At 36.5% G+C, this 15183-nt stretch carries 11 protein-coding genes; 9 read left to right on the plus strand and 2 right to left on the minus strand.

Features of this window, described 5'->3' with window-relative positions; translation table 11 throughout:
* Positions 1-21: 21 nt before the first annotated feature.
* Complete coding sequence (locus ACFQ18_RS07515; RefSeq protein ID WP_204798032.1) at positions 22-1812, plus strand: pyruvate kinase; 1791 nt, start codon at positions 22-24, stop codon at positions 1810-1812.
* A gap of 442 nt (positions 1813-2254) precedes the next feature.
* Positions 2255-3700 (plus strand): carbon starvation CstA family protein, encoded by a 1446-nt coding sequence (locus ACFQ18_RS07520; RefSeq protein ID WP_204798031.1) that lies wholly within the window; start codon positions 2255-2257, stop codon positions 3698-3700.
* Between the two features lie 199 nt (positions 3701-3899).
* On the opposite strand, the gene yidA is transcribed toward ACFQ18_RS07520, so the two are convergent.
* A complete protein-coding gene (yidA, locus tag ACFQ18_RS07525) occupies positions 3900-4730 on the minus strand; it encodes a sugar-phosphatase (RefSeq protein WP_204798030.1) in 831 nt (276 codons plus the stop codon).
* Positions 4731-5307: 577 nt separating this feature from the next.
* Between yidA and ACFQ18_RS07530 the strand changes: the two genes are divergently transcribed.
* The 7 genes from ACFQ18_RS07530 to ACFQ18_RS07560 all read left to right on the plus strand — a co-directional run bounded on the left by ACFQ18_RS07530 (position 5308) and on the right by ACFQ18_RS07560 (position 14145).
* Positions 5308-6654, plus strand: coding sequence for a gluconate:H+ symporter (locus tag ACFQ18_RS07530; protein ID WP_060669121.1), 1347 nt, complete (start codon positions 5308-5310; stop codon positions 6652-6654).
* 331 nt (positions 6655-6985) lie between these two features.
* Entirely contained in the window at positions 6986-8761 is a 1776-nt protein-coding gene (locus ACFQ18_RS07535) for a sigma-54-dependent Fis family transcriptional regulator (protein ID WP_204798029.1), read from the plus strand.
* A gap of 242 nt (positions 8762-9003) precedes the next feature.
* Positions 9004-10320, plus strand: a complete 1317-nt coding sequence (locus ACFQ18_RS07540; RefSeq protein ID WP_060669119.1) for a four-carbon acid sugar kinase family protein — start codon at positions 9004-9006, stop codon at positions 10318-10320.
* A 99-nt stretch (positions 10321-10419) separates the two neighbouring features.
* Entirely contained in the window at positions 10420-11418 is a 999-nt protein-coding gene (gene pdxA / locus ACFQ18_RS07545) for a 4-hydroxythreonine-4-phosphate dehydrogenase PdxA (RefSeq protein ID WP_047183972.1), read from the plus strand.
* Between the two features lie 237 nt (positions 11419-11655).
* Entirely contained in the window at positions 11656-12906 is a 1251-nt protein-coding gene (locus ACFQ18_RS07550; protein WP_204798028.1) for a lactate racemase domain-containing protein, read from the plus strand.
* Between the two features lie 238 nt (positions 12907-13144).
* Positions 13145-13888 carry an SDR family NAD(P)-dependent oxidoreductase gene (locus ACFQ18_RS07555; protein WP_047183978.1) on the plus strand — a complete coding sequence of 248 codons (744 nt, stop codon included), beginning with the start codon at positions 13145-13147 and terminating at the stop codon, positions 13886-13888.
* Positions 13889-13890: 2 nt separating this feature from the next.
* Complete coding sequence (locus ACFQ18_RS07560) at positions 13891-14145, plus strand: hypothetical protein (protein WP_047183970.1); 255 nt, start codon at positions 13891-13893, stop codon at positions 14143-14145.
* Here ACFQ18_RS07560 and ACFQ18_RS07565 read toward each other — a convergent pair.
* Positions 14123-14983 (minus strand): metallophosphoesterase, encoded by an 861-nt coding sequence (locus tag ACFQ18_RS07565; RefSeq protein WP_047183969.1) that lies wholly within the window; start codon positions 14981-14983, stop codon positions 14123-14125. The genes ACFQ18_RS07560 and ACFQ18_RS07565 overlap by 23 nt on opposite strands.
* Positions 14984-15183 lie beyond the last annotated feature (200 nt).

Raw genomic sequence — 15183 nt, forward strand, 5'->3', positions numbered from 1 at the left:
TAAAGAAATGAGGTGACCCAAATGGTAAATTTTACAGACTCTAATAAAAGAGAAACTATACATCAACTTATTCAATTACGGAACGACATTAATAAATTTTTATCTAACGTTTCTAAAACCCAACATATCGATATGGCGGATGCTAGTAAGCAAAATTTATGTGCCTTTTTGGCCTTACAGAAATTTTCAAATTCAAAGCTTAATTCCTTTTTAGTGGAAGAAGGCTTTTCATCTATAAAAATGATGAGTCCTCATGTTTTATTTTCATTGAATAAAATAATTGGCCATTTGTTTCCCGATGATCAGCATAATAAAAATTATATTGATTTGGAAAGTGCAAGATATCTAAAGAATCAACGAAGTCAAGAGTTGTTAGGAAAATCAAAAGAAGATCCCTTTTCTATCATGGTTACTTTAGATAGATCTATGTTGGAGAAACCAGAAATCTTTAAAGAATTAATTAGGTCGGGAATGACTATTGCCCGAATAAACTTAGCTCGTGATTATTCTGTCTGGAAAAGTTTAGTTGAAAGTATTCGAACTGCAGAAAAAGAGATAGGTCTTGAGAAACAAAATGGAAAATGTATGATATACATGGATCTTCCTGGGCCTAAAATTCGTGTTAATGAATTCAGAAAAACCATAGTCCCCTTAAAAATAAATACAGAAAAAACCTCTCCAATTGGTTATTTAATGAGCCAAAATAGTAAAGATAACCCTATTATAAATAATTTTGTATTAAAACTAAATATAGATGAATTTACCGGTGTTGCTGCGGGGCAAATCATACATTTTATTGATACCAAAGGAAGAAAACGATATTTCACAGTACTGGAGATAGTAAGCCCAACATGCCTAAAAGTTGAATTAAATAAACCGGCAATTTTAAACGAGGAAACTACTGTACAACTGAGTCATGACAAAGAGTGCAAATTAACAAATCTATTGAAAAGGCAAATAACCATTAAGGTAAAAAAAGGGGATATTTTACGAATTTACAAAAACCATAATTATCTTGGGAAACCAAAAGGTAATGAAGAACCAGCATCTATTGGTGTCACTTTACCAGAAGCTCTAAGAAATGTAAGACCAAAAGATAAGGTTTTTTTTGAGGATGGAAATATCTGTGCAGTTGTTGTGGAAGTTAATGAAAAATACTTGGATGTAAAGATCACCCTTACGAGAAAGAAAGTAGAATATATTAAACCTCATAAAGGGGTTAATTTTCCAGATTCATTGGTTTATTTAAACGTTCCTACCATTACAGAAACAGATATTAAAACTGTTTCAAAAATTATTCCTTTTGTTGACCTCATTGGGGTTTCTTTTATCCATCATCCTAATGATATCCGAATATTAAAGGGGTATTTAGATCAACATACAGAGAAGAAAATTGGACTCATTGCGAAAATAGAAACAAAGTATGCACTTTTTTCTTTATCGAAAATTATTCTTGAAGGTCTAAATTTAGATTTATTTGGAGTAATGATTGCTAGAGGTGATTTGGCAATAGAGATTGGCTATGAACAAATGGCAAAGGCTCAGGAAGGAATCTTGGAAATTTGCCGGGCTGCTCATATCCCAGTTATTTGGGCAACTAATATTCTCAATCATTTGAATAAGAAGGGAATACCTTTAAGGGCTGAATTAACCGATGCCTTTATGGGACTAAGAGCGGATTGTATTATGATGAATAAAGGGCCTTATATCTCCAATTCCATCAAGTTCCTCCAACATCTTGACCAAATCAATAAAGATCCATTATTGGAATTTAGAAATTCGGTGGTGCCTTTTGCTCAATATGGTTTTTAGGGTGTGTGTTTATCCTACACCAAGCCTCTGGACAAACAAAGAAGGTAAGAAAACCCCCACTGATGGAAGTTTTCTTTATAGTAGGTTACTAGAATTAAAAAACAACAATATAATTCAACTAGGTAAAGGGAAATTTTATTCTTATTAGGATAGATTATGCCCTTTTTTTATTTATATCACTTAAAACAAGCAGTAAGACTCCCACCTCAAGTTTCTAGGGAAAGAAAAAGGGTAGGTGGGAGATGAAGGAAACCCCCCACACTGATAGAAGTCTCCTTTATTTATGGAATAAGACAGCTATAATTGGAGAAATTTGAATGATGGATTAAACCACCCTTTTTAAAATAGTAAAAAAATACTGGAAAATTATGATAAAACTATTGATTTTTCACCCTATTCAGTATATTATTATATTTAAATTTTCGGAAAAGGGGGTTCGGCGATGGTTACTTTTATAGCTTCCATCTTGTTGTTAATTGTTGGGTATATCGTTTATGGGAAGGTGGTTGAACGGATTTTCGGCATTAATGACAAAAATCCAACACCTGCTTATACAAGTAACGATGGGCTTGATTATATGCCAATGAGTTGGTGGAAGGCGAGTTTAATTCAGCTTCTAAATATCGCTGGAACCGGTCCGATTTTTGGTGCAATAATGGGTGCGCTTTATGGCCCTGTTGCATTTATATGGATTGTTATTGGTTGTATTTTTGCGGGAGCGGTACATGATTACTTTTCAGGTATGGTATCGCTTAGGCATAATGGAGCACAATTTCCGACAATTGTCGGAAAATATTTAGGCGAAAAGTTGAAAATCATCACTACGATTGTTTCGATATTTTTAATGATTTTGGTTGCAGCAGCATTTACTGCAGCACCTGCCCAGTTACTAACACAAATTACACCATTTAATTTTACGACATGGCTTATTATTATATTTGTTTATCTAATACTTGCAGCGGTTCTACCGATTAATAAAATAATTGGAAGAGTGTATCCTGTTTTTGGGGCAATCTTAATTTTTATGGTTGTATCGATTGGAATAGGGATGTTCTTTTTTGATCATCCAATCCCCAATTTAACATTAAGTAATTTACATCCTGGGGAGTTGCCAATTTGGCCATTATTAATGGTAACCATTTCCTGTGGTGCTATTTCTGGATTTCATAGTACACAGAGTCCTATCTTATCTCGAACATTAAAAAAAGAAAGTGAAGGTAGAAAAGTGTTCTTTGGAGCAATGATTGGTGAAGGCATTATTGCTTTGATTTGGGCAGCGGCAGGAATGACCTTTTTTGGTAGTACAGGTGCATTACAAACAGCGCTGGACGCAGGTGGTCCTGCTGGAGTAGTTAATGAAATCAGTCTAACTACGCTAGGGACTTTTGGTGGAATCCTTGCGATATTGGGTATTGTTGTTCTGCCAATTACGACAGGTGATACGGCGTTACGTTCTTCTAGAATGATGCTTGCGGAATTATTGACACAACTAACGAAGAAAGACTTTAAAGGAAAAGGGAAATTAGCGTTACTTATCATACCAATAGCAGGACCTGCGCTATATCTTACCACGATTGATTATAGTTTCCTTTGGCGGTATGTTGGCGGATCTAATCAGATAGTTGCTGCAGTAATGTTATGGACGGCAGCTATGTACCTTGTGAAAAACAATAAGTTTCATTGGATCTGTAGTATTCCAGCTTTATTCATGACGGCGGTAGTAAGTACGTATGTCTTTTATGCGCCAGAGGGTTTTAACCTGGACTATGGTATTTCTATGATTCTAGGAATGGTTATTTGGTTGGCTGTACTTGTGTGGTTTGTAAGGCAACTTATTAAACATAAAACAGCTAGCAACTATGAGGATTCGGATGTGAAATTAGGATGATAAAGGGTTTATCCCGCCTCAAGCTTCTGGGGAAACAAAGAAGGTAGGTGGGAAATCAACTGCTCGTAAAGGTACGATAAGTGCGACTAACCATCAGTCGGGGATGAAGGAAAGCTCCCACTGATGGTTAGTCTTCTTTATAGAATACTGGAAACGAACCAGTATCCTATTTTTGTGATTCTTGTATGTGTATTTTGTTCTATTTGGCGTTTTCGTTTAAAGGTTCTAAAGCAAGTTTTTTGATTGCATAGGCCACTCCGCTTTCATTGTTGCTTCGAGTTTGGAAGTCAGCGGCTGCTTTTACTTCTGGGATAGCGTTACCCATTGCCACGCCACATCCTGCGTACTCGATCATGGATAAGTCATTTCCGTTATCGCCAATCGTCATTGTTTCCTCTTGTTTAATACCAAGTTGTTCAGCCAGCATTTTCACTGCATTTCCTTTACTTGCACTAGGATGAACAAATTCAAGGAAATATGGAGCACTTTGAACAATTGTATACTGCTTATTTAGGCTCTTAGGAAGTTCTTCAATGGTACGATTTAATTTGTCTGGATGATTAACAAACATGATTTTTGGTATCGATATATTAGTTGGTATGTCGCTTACTTGGCGATAACCTAATGGGATTTCACTTAAATATGCCTCTAACACTGTATAGTCACTAATATCAGCGTTTGGGGTATAAACCCCTTTCGTATCAAAGAAATGCATTGGTGTTTTCAATTCCATACTAAGTTCATACAACTTCACTAAATCAGCATGTCCAAGTGATAATTCAGCTACAACCTCGTTTGTATGAGTATCTTGCACCAATGCGCCATTATAGGCGATGGCAAAGTCACCCTCTTGATTAAGGTTAAGTGCTTTAATGTAGCTCCGAATGCCACCAATTGGGCGCCCGGAACAAAGGACAATTTTAATTCCTTGCTTTTTTGCCTCAGATAACGTGTATTTTACATCTTCTGGTACTTCATGACGGTCGTTTAAAAGAGTCCCGTCCATATCTATTGCAATTAATTTATACAATTTCTATTCTCCAATCTTCTGTTGATACCACCATTATACGACAAGTTAAGTCAGAGGGACAATTGAGCCAATCGAAGTAATTTAGGATAAAAAAGAAGGGGCTGGATGTATCCCATTGGCTTTCAAATTGAACTTCAAACCATCCAATAAAAAGGAATTGTTGAAAAAATAAACATAAATAACTCTATTTATTCCCTTGACAAGAATGTTAACACAGTATAAAATAACTTTGATGCGAAAAACAACAGTTTAAGTACTTTATAAACTATTTCAAGCAGTGAATAGAAAAAAGTGTTGTGAATTATCTCTTTGACGTCACAAGGAAAATGCTACTACCTAGTACAAAATGCCAACTATCTATGGCTCGCAAATGGTGAATGGGGGTAAAGGTAAGTTCAATATTTATTTTAAACCCAATTTGTAAGCGCTCTGAATAGGGTGCGGAAAAAATTTGCTTGTTCATTTATGGAAAGCGTAACGTAGGAGCATACTTATAAGTGATCTACAAAGAAATAAATGCAACATCTTCATATAAAACAAACAGAACTGCTAAAAATTACATCAGGGGGACTAATTTATGCCATTATTAATTGTTGCCATAGGGGTACTATTACTACTTATTTTTATTATGAAATTTAAATTAAACACATTCGTTTCCCTAATCATTGTTGCGATTGTCGTAGCCTTATCGCTTGGAATGCCTATGGGGGAAGTTATCAAGTCGGTTGAAAGCGGTTTAGGTGGAACACTTGCTCATATTGCGTTAATCTTTGGTATGGGTGCAATGCTTGGTAGATTAATTGCAGACTCAGGTGGAGCTAACCGTATCGCTGTAACGTTAATTGATAAATTTGGTGAAAAGAGAATTCAATGGGCTGTTCTATTTGCTTCGTTTATAGTTGGTATTGCTTTATTCCTTGAAGTTGCAATTGTATTGCTTGTTCCAATTATATTCTCGATTGCAAAGGAATTAAAAGTTTCTATCGTGAAATTAGGACTACCGATGGTTACTGCTGCTTTGGCAACACATGCATTCTTACCGCCGCATCCAGGTCCAACCGCAGTAGCTGCGGAGTATGGTGCGAATATTGGTTTAGTTTTAATCTACGGAATTATTGTTGCTATCCCAACGGTTATTTTTGCAGGAATCTTGTATCCGAAACTTGCGAAGAAAATTGTGCCAACTGCTTTTACTAGAGAGGGTAGTGAATCATTTGGTGTACAAAAGACATTTAAGCTAGAAGAAACACCTGGTTTTGGTATTAGTTTATTTACAGCACTATTTCCTGTGATCTTAATGGCTTTAGGAGCAATCGTTGATATGATTCAACCTGCTCTAGGCTTTTCGGATAATATGCTAGTGAACTTTATTCGCTTTATTGGTAATTCATCAATGGCTATGTTGCTTTCTTTATTACTAGCAATTTATACAATGGGATTGAGAAGAAATATTCCAATTAAGACATTAATGGATTCTTGCTCTTCCGCAATCAATTCCTTAGGTATGCTACTTCTAATCATCGGCGGTGGAGGTGCTTTAAAACAAGTGCTTATTGATGGTGGTGTTGGTGATTATGTTGCAGATATCTTTGCAGGATCGTCTATGTCGCCAGTCTTCTTTGCTTGGACAGTCGCAGCTATATTACGTATTTGTTTAGGATCAGGAACGGTTGCAACGTTAACTACAGCAGGATTGGTTATTCCATCCCTTGCTGGAATACCAGATGTTAACCTTGAACTAGTTGCACTTGCGACTGGAGCAGGTAGTGCCATTGCATCCCATGTTAACGATGCCGGCTTCTGGATGGTTAAAGAGTCTCTAGGTATGACATTAAAAGAGGCTTTTGGAACATATACTGTACTTTCAACAATAGTTGCTGTATCTGGTTTAATATGTACTTTATTATTAGATATGATTGTTTAAAACAACTGAAAAAACAACCATTTTATAGATGTTATAAAATGGTTGTTTTTTATCTTATAATTCTTCCTGTTTCAATAGATTATGGTGAACATTACAAGTGAAACCGTTTTACTAATTACTTTTACTTTAAAGGAATATGGCTTATAATTAATAGTGTTGCAATTTGCATAGTATAGATTATTTTTAAGCTCTTTGTGAAATTGTAAAATCGCAAAGTGAATTAAAAGGATTGTTAAGATTATATAATCCATTTAAGTTCCTTTATAGTTTGCTAGATATTAGAAAAATATAGAATACATAACTTGATTTTTGCGACAGAAGGTGAAATAAAATGATAAAAGCATTGGTAGTCGTCCCTTATGAGGGATTGCTTGAAATGATGAAAGAGGTTAGTCAAGAAGTAGAAGATATTGAATTACACATTGAATTAGGTAACTTATATGAAGGTGTCGCAATTGCAAAGAATGCTGAAAATGAGGGTTATCATGTTATTATAAGTCGTGGTGGTACGGCATCAATGATACAAGAGGCAGTATCTATTCCAGTGATAGATATTCAAGTTTCTGGCTATGATGTATTACGCATTTTAACACTTGTAAAGGGTTTTTCCGGTAAGGCTGCTATTGTTGGCTTCTCTAATATTACACAAGGTGCTGCTACTATATGTAAGCTGCTAGATTTAGATATTAAAACATTAACGATTACAAAGGATAATGAAGTAAAAGGGAAATTGACAGGGTTAAAAAAGAATGGATATGAGGTAGTAATCGGTGATGTAGTGACGATGCAAGCCGCTAAACAATTAGGGATGACAGGAGTACTGATTACATCCGGAAAAGAAGCAATTATGGATGCTTTAGAAGAAACAAGAAGGTCCTATCGTTTATTTTCAAGGCTACAACGAGATATTACGTTAATGGAAACAATTCTTGATAGTGATGAACATGCTATCGGGGTTTTTAATCAAGATGAGAAAATAGTTTATGGGAATGAACGATTCCATAACGAATTTCATTGGTTAAATTTAGACAATGCTACTGATGTAAAAAAACTTATACAAGAAACAACCTTAACAAACGAAAAGCAGGTAAAATTGCTTTACATTAATAATAAATTATGGAAAATAACCTCATGCCCAATCAAGGATAAAGTGGCACTATTTTTTGAAAAGACACATTCCAATCAAATAACTACGCATAGTGGGCAAGCGAATCAAACCGCAATTGAATTGCATACATCCGCCTCACGTATCCCTATTTCGGGGAAAAGTGAAGCAATTCAGAAGGTGTTGGAACAAATCGATCTATACGGGGATCGTGAGGAGCCTATCTGGATCATGGGGGAACAAGGGAACGGAAAAGAATTAGTAGCCCATTCCATTTATTTAAAAAGAAAAACTGCAGACGAACCGTTAATTACATTGCGTTGTGATGTAATAAGTGCAGAACAATTGAAAGATCTTATTAAGGATGATTTTTTCCAAAAGTACTCCAATAGAATTATATTCTTAAAAAATATTGACCAATTGAATTCCTATATGCAGAAGGAGTTATTGCGTGTCCTAAAGGATGAAAGCGAGCAGAAGCCACAATGGATTGTATCTTCCAAGGATAACATAGAGGAAAGGATTAAAAATAAAACTTTCCATCGCGAGCTATTCCGATTATTATCTCCATTACAGATTCAAATTCCACCACTTCGGGAGCGTAAAGAGGATATGGAGGAATTGGTTCCCGTATTTATTTCTGATTTGCATCCAAAATATGGGAATAAAGTAGTCGGGATTCGTGATGATGCGTTGGAGCAGATGATGGACTATGATTGGCCAGGAAATGTAGGGCAATTAAAACATGTAATGGAACAATTATTTTTGGAATCACAATCCTATTATATCGAGAAAGCGGAAGTGGATATCGTATTTAAACGACTGAAGCAACAAGAGAAGTGGAATGATGCGCTATCGTATATTGATATTAGCGGTACATTAGAGGAAATTGAGAGGCAAGTAATTACAAAAGTCCTTGAGGATGAAGGGATGAATCAATCCAGGGCAGCTAAACGTTTAGGAATTAATCGATCCACCTTATGGCGCAAGCTAAAAGAATAGCTTGCGTTTTTCTTGTGGCTAAACCCTCTATTTAAATGATGCAAAATACAACATCAATAGAATTAAATGAAGAATTATAATTAAAACATTGCTAAATGCAACATTTTGGTTTATAATTATCACTGAAAGCGTTATAGAATACGTGAACGAGATAAATATAATGCGATATAGATAATAGGAGTAGAAATAAGTGAAAACGCAAGAACTATATACTGAGATGATTGAGAAGGGGGGCGAATGAGTTGAAACTGGCAGTGATAGCAGATGACCTAACAGGCGCAAATGATACAGGTGTTCAATTTGCGAAAAAAGGGTTAAACACAACCGTACTTTTTTCAGATACACATTTACAACCAGCACATTTAAGTGAAGATGTCATTGTTTTAAATTCAGATAGTCGTGCACTTGATTCTCAAAAGGCTTATGATATTGTATTCAATCTATCAACTGAATTAAACAAATTAGGCGTAACAAACGTGTTTAAGAAAGTCGATTCAACCATGAGAGGAAATATTGGTCAAGAAATTGATGCAGTAATGGACGTATTTCAATTTAAGACCTCATTTGTCGTACCAGCTTTTCCAAAAAGTAAGCGAACAACCGTAGATGGAAAGCACTATGTTCGCGGGGTGTTATTAGCGGAGTCGGAAATTGCAAATGATCCATCCTGCCCGGTGAAAGAAAGCTACCTTCCGAAACTATTACAGGAGCAAAGTAAGCGCAATGTCGAACTAATCTCCATTTCGGATGTACGAAAAGGGAAACGTCACTTATTTGAAAAAATGATGGAGAAAACCACAGATGATTCTTCCAAAATTGTTGTCATGGATGCAACGACAGATGAAGAGCTCAAAACGATTGTTGATGCTGCTGAAATGATACAAGAGGAGTTCCTTTGGGTTGGCTCGGCAGGGGTGGCCTCTCACTTTTCAAACACAGGTAACCATGAAGAGGTAGTACTTAACAAGCGAATAGAACAACGTCCACCAGTATTAGTAGTGGCGGGTAGTGTGAACACGATTACGCATCAACAGATTCATGATTTGAAAAAAGGGAATACTGTAGAAGAAATTGTTATTTCTCCGGAAGCATTCTTTTATGAAGATGAGCGAAAGCGTGAGATTAATCGTATTGTTCATGCTGGTCAAGCATTACTGAAAAAAGGCGATTTAGTAATAAAGACTGATCGTGGGCAAGAGGCGATGGATCGAGTGAAACAACGGAAACATGAACTTGATTTATCGAATTTTGAAGTAGGGCATACTATTGCTGAATCAATGGGGATTATTGCCTGTCAGTTAATTGAAAAGAATGACATTTGCGGTGCTGTTTTAACAGGTGGGGATATTGCAGGAGCTACATGTAAAGCATTAAAAGGTGAGGGAATTCAAGTTATTGGAGAAGTTGAAGCAGGAATCCCTTATGGTAAGTTATTTGGTGGTTTATATGACGGCCTTCCCGTTGTAACAAAAGCGGGTGCATTTGGTTCCGAGCAGGCACTTACTAAAGCTCTTCAAACAGTTACCGAAGTGCATGGATATACGAAAAGAAATAACTAATAATTTGTTATAAGCGAAGTAAAGTGATAACGCCAAGCTTATGGTCGACATTTACAATAGGCTTGGCGAAATAAGATATGAAAATAGGAGGATATTATGATGGCTTCTAAAAGACCAAGTATTGCAATTACAATGGGTGATCCTTCAGGAGTAGGCCCTGAGATTATCGCCAAATCCTTAAATGACAAAAATATTTATGAAAGATGCCGTCCATTTGTAGTCGGTGACGCCAAAATTTTAAAAAGGGCGCTACAAGTAACAAATTTGGAGCTTCAATTAAATAGCATTACACAACCCGAAGATGCAATGTACGAATATGGTACAATTGATATTATTGATTTAGATTTAGTTTCTGAAGATTTACCATGGGGACAAGTTTCTTCTGAAGCAGGAAACGCTGCATTCCGTTATTTGGAAAAAGCAATTTCTTATGCCAATGAAGGAAAAATCCAAGGAATTTGTACAGCGCCATTGAATAAAGAAGCGCTTCATAAAGCAGGTCACATCTATCCTGGACATACAGAAATTTTAGCAGAACTAACAAATACGAAAGATTTCGCAATGATGCTATCTGCCCCTGGATTAAGAGTCATTCATGTGACAACACATGTTGGACTAATTGATGCCATTAATAAGATTAATGTCGATCGTCAATATACAGTTATTAAACTTGCACATGAAACACTACAAAAGGCAGGAATTAAATCCCCTCGTATCGCAGTTTGTGGAATTAACCCACATGCTGGAGAAAATGGACTTTTTGGACATGGCGAAGAAGAGGAAAAAATCATTCCAGCTATCGAAAAGGCACAGGAAGAAGGAATTAATGTACAAGGACCGCTTCCGGCAGATACCTTATTCTTTAGAGCAAAACGCGGTGACTTTGATATCGTTGTTGCGCAATATCACGATCAAGGACATGGACCAATTAAAGTTCTAGGTCTTGAAGCTGGAGTAAATATTACGGTTGGTCTTCCAACAATACGTACTAGTGTTGACCATGGAACGGCTTTTGATATCGCTGGTAAAAATATTGCGGACGAGCTATCACTAAAAGAAGCGCTACGCATGGCGGTTGAATTAGCACCTGAAAATTAATTATAAAAAGTTAAGCAAGAGGTTGTTATCAACCTCTTGCTTCATTGGTAAATAGGGAAGTATAGCACTTTCCTATTTTCGTAAACGTAACTAAGGCATTTGCCTTAAGGTTCAAAGTAGAAGAAAACGTAGCTTCTTTATGTCATGAAAATGTTGAAGAATGATATATTTATTCCGCTTTACGGGGATATTTAACATAAATACTGGGCAAAAGAAATACGAAAGGAGTGACATTTAATGTCTTTACCGAAATTTGCAAAAATAAGACAAAGATTTCAAGTGGAAAGTCTGAACGATATTGTTGGAACAGTTTCAGAGCAATTCAACCAAGTGAAAGCGGACGAAAAGATTAAGCCAGGCATGGAAATTGCGATTACTGTTGGAAGCCGGGGGATTGCTAATATTCCACTCATCGTTAAAAGCGTAGCGGATGAAATTAAAAAAAGAGGTGCAACACCATTTATTATTCCTGCAATGGGAAGTCATGGTGGTGCTACTGCTGAAGGACAAATCGAAGTATTAGATGGACTTGGTGTGACAGAGGAATCAACCGGCTGTGAGATCCGTTCTTCCATGGAAGTTGTAGAGGTTGGCAAAACATCAGCAGGAATCCCTGTTTATGTTGATCAACATGCTTACCATGCGGATGGAATTATTGTGATGGGGCGTGTGAAGCCACATACTGATTTTAAAAAGGATATTGAAAGTGGTATCTTAAAAATGGCGTCAATAGGCATGGGCAAACATAAGCAAGCATTAGCGCTACATACGCATGGTATTAGAGGAATTCGTGATATGATGCCTGAGGTTGGTAAAGTGGCCATTGGCAATTCAAATACACTGTTTGGTATAGCGATTGTAGAAAACGCGCATGAAGAAACAGCGATTATTGAAGCAATTAATCCAGACCAAATTGAAGAACGCGAAAGAGAATTATTGAAACGAGCATTTGCCTTGATGCCAAGTTTACCAGTTGACGAAATGGATATATTAGTCGTTGATGAAATCGGTAAAAACTATAGTGGAACAGGTATGGATACGAATATCATTGGTCGGATCCGTGTATTAGGAGTAGAAGAGCCAGAAAAGCCAAGTATAAAATATGTTATTGCCTCTAACCTAAGTGAGGCGAGTCATGGTAATGCATTAGGAATCGGCCTAGCTGATTTAACAACGAAGCGTTTATTTGAAAAAATTGATTTAAAAGCTATGAATGAAAATGTTGTAACAAGTACATTTCTAGATAGAGCTAAAATTCCTATTGTCCTTGATAACGACCGTGAGGCGTTAGAAGCAGCTCTCCGGGCTACATGGGGTATTCCAGCTAATGAGGCAAGAATCGTGAGGATACCAAACACACTTCATATTGGAGAGCTTTTTGTATCAGAAGTAATTTTTAATGAATTGAAAGATAATGACAACATCGAAGTATTAGAGGATTTACATGAAATAAAATTCGATGCAGATGGGTATTTCCCGCCGATGTAAAAGCTCTATCCCACCTAAACGGGTAGTGAGATTCCCACCTTAAGCTTCTTGGACAAAGAAGGTAGGTGGGAGTCTTTGTTTTGTAGAGAAAGTGGAACGGTTTCTTCTCACCTTTGGCTAAGTAAAAAGAAAAGTAGCCCTATAATGGAGAATATTAACTCTAATATTGTAAAGCGTTTTGTTGGATAGAATACAAAATAAAGGTTTAAAATAGATGTTGAAAAGATACGTGATTAAATTGAAATTAAAAGATAAAGTAGCTATTGTAACAGGTGGAGCAAGTGGAATTGGCGAAGCAACTGTACGTCTTTTTACTAAAGAAGGAGCAAAGGTAGTTATTGCTGACCTTTCAGAACGAGGTAACAATCTATCAGAAGAGTTGAATTCAAATGGATTTGACACGTTATTTGTTAAAACGGATGTAACCAAAGAAGAAGATATTAAACAAATGATTAACGAAACCGTGAAGCAATACGGAAAACTGGATATTATGTATGCGAATGCTGGAATTGCCGATGATGCACCAGCACACGAACTATCCTATGAAAAATGGAAACGAATCATTGATATTAATTTGTCAGGAGTATTCCTTTCTGATAAATATTCGATTGAACAGTTTCAAAAACAAGGTACAGGTGGTGTCATTGTTAATGCTGGATCCATTCATAGTTTTGTTTCCTTGCCAAACCCAACCGCTTATTCCTCAGCTAAAGGGGGCGTGAAGCTATTAACGCAAAACTTATGTACAGCCTATGCAAAGGACGGAATTCGTGTTAACGCAGTCTGCCCTGGTTATATTGACACTCCTTTACTAACTAAAGTTGATTCTAAAGCTAAAGAACATTTAGCTTCTCTTCACCCACAAGGTAGACTTGGAAAGCCAGAAGAAATAGCAAAAGCAGTTCTTTTCTTAGCTAGTGATGATGCTAGTTTTGTTAATGGTACAACACTCCTTGTGGATGGGGGCTATACCGCGCAGTAATTTTGACGGCACCGATATTAGCAACAAAGTATAGAGAGGAACCTGTTATACCCACCATTCCTTTTGGAGCAATATCAGACAATAGTGCGCCTGTTACAGTTGACGCAATCCCTTGGCCCAAAAATGCGATGGACATAAAGGCAATCACTATATTAGGGGAATTGGTAAAGTTCCCGCCAATGACTGCACAAGATAATAACAAACCAGCGATAATAGGTAATTTCCGTGCAATTCCTATTCGTTCGAGCGAATGGTGATAAGACTTATTTGACTTTGATTGAGGAACCGTATAGGTAATGCAGTTGTGCCTAGACCGCTATCAATATATAAAAAGCTATTATCCTTTATGTTATAGATTCCCTTTTGCAAATGTGGAAAAAGCCCCTCGTCAGGAGCAACAATTGCACCGATTAATGGCAACCTTACTTGCCCACCATGTGTGTGTCCACTTAGTACTAAATCTACAGGAAGATCCGCATATTTCTGTATAACGCTTGGAGAATGGGAAAGTAAAATATTATATACTTGATCGTTTACCTGATAAAATGCTTCTTCCATATTCTCCCGCTCTGTTGATACATCATCTATACCAATAATATGAAATGTGGATCCATTCTTCTTCAATTCGATATTTTCATTGCTTAGTAATGTAACGCCCCTTGCTTTAAGGCCAGACAAGAATTCTTTCTTTCTTGGATTATCCCATTCGTGATTCCCTGTGACAAAATAGGTTTGTGGATTGATCTGAACTAGCTTATCAATTAAATGAAAAACATCTTGAAAATCCGATGTTTTTCGATCAATTAAATCTCCTGTTAGAACAATCATATCTACGTTTAAATCTTGAATTTGTTTTATTAGCTCTTCATTATTTTTCCCAAATACCTTACTATGTACATCCGTTATCTGTAAAAGGCTTATCTCTGTGCCCACGGCTAGCTTACTGCTTTGAAGCGATATGCGATTTAATTTAAAAGTATTTGTATCAATGTGGATCTTTCCGATCATAGATAATAAGAAAAATAATGTAATAGAAACAAATAGCTTCTTAATCTTCCTCTTTGGATGTCTATTGATCTTCTCACTCTTTTCCATACAATTACTAACTCCTTACCTGTCATTCTTTAACGCACTTCCGAAAGAAGTCTCCCTCTTCAAGCGTGTGAAGGGCGTAGCCCAATGGTAAGGGGGAGATGAATTTCGGTTGGGCGACAGCCCCAAGGCTTTTTCTTTTGCCTTTATTGTTCATTAAGGTATAATCAGTCTTATAAAACATAAGGATTGATATAAAAATG

The sequence above is a fragment of the Oceanobacillus caeni genome, from assembly GCF_042678465.1.
GTDB lineage: Bacteria > Bacillota > Bacilli > Bacillales > Amphibacillaceae > Oceanobacillus > Oceanobacillus caeni.

Bases quoted from the DNA above. Each gene is read 5' to 3' on its own strand.
- pdxA (WP_047183972.1), top strand. From the start codon at position 10,420: ATGGCTTCTAAAAGACCAAGTATTGCAATTACAATGGGTGATCCTTCA.
- ACFQ18_RS07550 (WP_204798028.1), top strand. From the start codon at position 11,656: ATGTCTTTACCGAAATTTGCAAAAATAAGACAAAGATTTCAAGTGGAA.
- ACFQ18_RS07530 (WP_060669121.1), top strand. From the start codon at position 5,308: ATGCCATTATTAATTGTTGCCATAGGGGTACTATTACTACTTATTTTT.
- ACFQ18_RS07520 (WP_204798031.1), top strand. From the start codon at position 2,255: ATGGTTACTTTTATAGCTTCCATCTTGTTGTTAATTGTTGGGTATATC.
- ACFQ18_RS07515 (WP_204798032.1), top strand. From the start codon at position 22: ATGGTAAATTTTACAGACTCTAATAAAAGAGAAACTATACATCAACTT.
- ACFQ18_RS07535 (WP_204798029.1), top strand. From the start codon at position 6,986: ATGATAAAAGCATTGGTAGTCGTCCCTTATGAGGGATTGCTTGAAATG.
- ACFQ18_RS07565 (WP_047183969.1), bottom strand. From the start codon at position 14,983: ATGGAAAAGAGTGAGAAGATCAATAGACATCCAAAGAGGAAGATTAAG.